Consider the following 3521-nt stretch of genomic DNA (forward strand, 5'->3'; position numbering starts at 1 on the left):
CGCCCGACCCGGTCCGCCGCCGCAGGCCCGGGGCGTCCCGGCGGCGCACGCCTCCCGGCATGTCACCGTCCCGGCACGTCACCGGCCCGGGCCCGCCGCGCCGACCGGCGTGGACCGGCCCCGTCGTGGCGCGTCGCGCTCCCGGAGTCGCTACGCTCGACGGCGCACCACCGTCGGCACGGTGGGCGGCACCACCGGGCCCGGCGCCGGGCGGCGCGGACCGCGCCTTCGGGGAGCCGCCGTGCGCCGGGCGGTGCGACGGCGGATCGGCGAGCGGGAAGGACACGGCGTGGTCGGCGGACGGCGGGAGAGCCTCTTCGGACAACTGGCCCGGCGCGGGTTCAGTGCCCCCGCCGCGGCGGAGGAGATCCTCCACTCCGGGGCGCTCGGCCCCGGCGGGCCCGACAACACCCTGCTCGACGGCCTCGGGGCGACCGCCGACCCCGACCTCGCGCTCCACGCCCTGGTCCGCGTCACCGAGAATCAGCCCGAGCCGGCCGACCGCACCCTGCTGCTGAAGACCCTCACCTCCAGCAAGCCGCTGCGGGACCGGCTCCTCTCGGTGCTCGGCGCCTCCGAGGCGCTGGGGGACCACCTCGCCGCCCACCCCGACGAGTGGCGTGTCCTCGTCTCCTTCGACACCGCCGACCTCCACCCCGGGCTCGCCGACTTCGAGACCGCGCTCGCCGGGGCCGACGACCCCGACCGGCTCCGACTGGCCTACCGGCGTGCGCTGTTGATGATCGCCGCCCGCGATCTCAGCGGCACCAGCGGCTTCGTGGAGACGGCGGCCGAACTCGCCGACCTCGCCACCGCCACGCTCCGCGCCGCACTCCGCATCGCCGAGGCGGAGGCCCCGGAGGACGCCGAGCGGTGCCGGCTGGCCGTGGTGGCCATGGGGAAGTGCGGCGGCGGGGAGCTGAACTACGTCTCCGACGTGGACGTCATCTTCGTCGGTGAGGCACCCGAGGGCGCCGACCAGGAGGCCGAGGGCCCCGCGATGCAGGCGGCGACCCGCCTCGCCGCCCGCCTGATGCGGATCTGCTCCGACACCACCGCCGAGGGCACCATCTGGCCGGTGGACGCCAACCTGCGGCCCGAGGGCCGCAACGGCCCCCTGGTCCGCTCCCTCGCCAGCCATGTCGCGTACTACCACCGCTGGGCCAAGACCTGGGAGTTCCAGGCCCTGCTCAAGGCCCGCCCGGTCGCGGGGGACCGCGCCCTCGGCGAGGAGTACCACGCCGCCGTGGCCCCCCTGGTCTGGGAGGCCGCCGCCCGGGAGAACTTCGTCGTCGACGTGCAGCAGATGCGCCGACGCGTCGAGGAGTCGATCCCCGCCGCCCACGCCGGCCGCGAACTCAAGCTCGGGCCGGGCGGGTTGCGGGACGTCGAGTTCGCCGTCCAGCTGCTGCAGCTGGTCCACGGCCGCGGCGACGCCGAACTGCGCAGCCCCACCACCCTCTCCGCGCTCTCCGCCCTCGCCGACCGGGGGTACGTCGGCCGGGTCGACGCCGCGCAGCTCGACGCCTCCTACCAGTTCCTGCGCACCGTGGAGCACCGCATCCAGCTCCACCGGCTGCGCCGCACCCACCTGATGCCCGACACCGAGGACGAACTGCGCAGCATCGGCCGGTCGCTCGGGTTCCTCAAGGACCCGGTCGCCGAGCTGAACCATGCCTGGCGGCGCCACACCGCCGTGGTGCGCCGCCTCCACGAGAAGCTGTTCTACCGGCCGCTGCTCGAATCCGTCGCCCAACTGGACGCCGGCGAGGCGCGGCTGTCGCTCGGCGCCGCCGAGGAGCGGCTGGTCGCCCTCGGCTACGACGATCCGACCGCCGCGCTGCGCCACCTCAAGGCACTGGCCTCGGGCGTCAGCCGCAAGGCGTCGATCCAGCGGACGCTGCTGCCGGTCATGCTCGACCGCTTCGCCGACTCGGCCGACCCCGATGCCGGGCTGCTCGGCTTCCGCAAGGTCTCCGACGCGCTGGGCAACACCCCCTGGTACCTCCGGTTGCTCCGCGACGAGGGGGCCGCCGCGGAGAACCTGGCCCGGGTGGTGGCCTCCGGCCGGTTCGCCACCGACCTGCTGCTGCGGGCCCCCGAGGCCGTCTCCCTCCTCGGCGGCGAGGAGGGGCTGCGCCCCCGGGGCCGGCAGGCCCTGGAACAGGAGATCCTTGCGGCCGTCGGCCGGCACCCCGTCGCCGAGGAGGCCGTCGCCGCCGTGCGCGGGGTGCGGCGACGCGAGCTCTTCCGCACCGCCGCCGCCGACGTCATCGACGCCTACGCCGAACCGGGGCTCAGGCCCGAGGCGGTCGACCGCGTCGGCGAGGCGGTGACCGACCTCAACGCGGCCGCACTGGCCGGGGCGCTGCGGACCGCCGCGCGCACCCACAGCGGCGACGAGCTGCCCACCCGGTTCGCCATCATCGGCATGGGCCGCTTCGGCGGCCAGGAGCTCAACTACGGCTCCGACGCCGACGTGATGTTCGTCCACGAACCGCGCGAGGGCGTCAGCGACGAGGAGGCGTCCCGGGCCGCCCACGCCGTCGCCAACGAGTTGCGCCGCCTGCTCCAGATCCCCGCGCCCGACCCGCCGCTGCTCATCGACGCCGACCTCCGGCCCGAGGGGAAGAGCGGCCCGCTGGTCCGCAGCCTCACCGGGTACGAGGCGTACTACCGGCGGTGGAGCCGGGTGTGGGAGAGCCAGGCGCTGCTGCGGGCGCAGCCGATGGCCGGCGACGAAGGGCTGGGCGAGCGGTTCCTCGCGCTGATCGACCCCGTGCGGTATCCCGAGGGCGGGCCGGGCGAGGACGCCGAGCGTGAGATCCGGCGGCTCAAGGCCCGGATGGAGGCGGAGCGGCTGCCGCGCGGCGCCGACCCCACGCTCCACGCCAAGCTGGGCCGGGGCGGCCTCTCCGACGTGGAGTGGACCGTCCAGCTCCTCCAGCTGCGCCACGCCCACGACCGGCCGGAGCTGCGCACCACCCGGACGCGACCGGCCCTGGCCGCCGCCCAGGCGGCGGGGCTGCTGGACGAGGACGACGCGCAGACGCTGGACGAGGCGTGGCTGCTGGCCTCGCGGGTCCGCAACGCCGTGCTGCTGGTGCGGGGCCGGCCGGGCGACACCTTCCCCAACGCCACCCGGGAACTGTCGGGCGTCGCCCGCTACCTCGGCTACGACCCCGGCCATGCCGGGGAGATGCTGGAGGACTACCGGCGCACCACCCGGCGGGCGCGCGCGGTGGTGGACCGCATCTTCTACGAGAGCTGAGCCCCGCCCCCCACTTCGCCCGCGGCGGCTCGCCGCGCGGCGTCAGCCGCGGGTGGGGCGGCCGCCGGCGGAGACCTCGGACGGCCGCTGCTGCCGGGGCAGCTCGCCGTCGCTCGGCGGGCGCGGGCCGGCGGGGCCGTCGCCGTCGTGCTCCTCGGGGGACTCCGCGTTCCCGCCGGCCGTCCGGCCGCTGCCGGGCGGGGTGTCGCCGCCGGTGCCGCCACCGGGCGGGCCGCCGTCGCCCCCGGGG

The 3521-nt window shown here is 76.8% G+C and carries 1 protein-coding gene and 1 pseudogene; one reads left to right on the plus strand and one right to left on the minus strand.

Annotated features, from left to right (window positions below; all coding sequences use genetic code 11):
* Positions 1-289 precede the first annotated feature (289 nt).
* On the plus strand, positions 290-3271 hold the full coding sequence (locus HCN56_RS24490; RefSeq protein ID WP_167974678.1) for a bifunctional [glutamine synthetase] adenylyltransferase/[glutamine synthetase]-adenylyl-L-tyrosine phosphorylase: 2982 nt from the start codon (positions 290-292) through the stop codon (positions 3269-3271).
* A gap of 42 nt (positions 3272-3313) precedes the next feature.
* On the opposite strand, the pseudogene HCN56_RS24495 reads toward HCN56_RS24490, so the two are convergent.
* Positions 3314-3521, minus strand: a pseudogene (locus HCN56_RS24495) (hypothetical protein); the annotation flags it as partial.

Source organism: Streptomyces lonarensis (genome assembly GCF_012033735.1).
Lineage (GTDB): Bacteria > Actinomycetota > Actinomycetes > Streptomycetales > Streptomycetaceae > Streptomyces > Streptomyces lonarensis.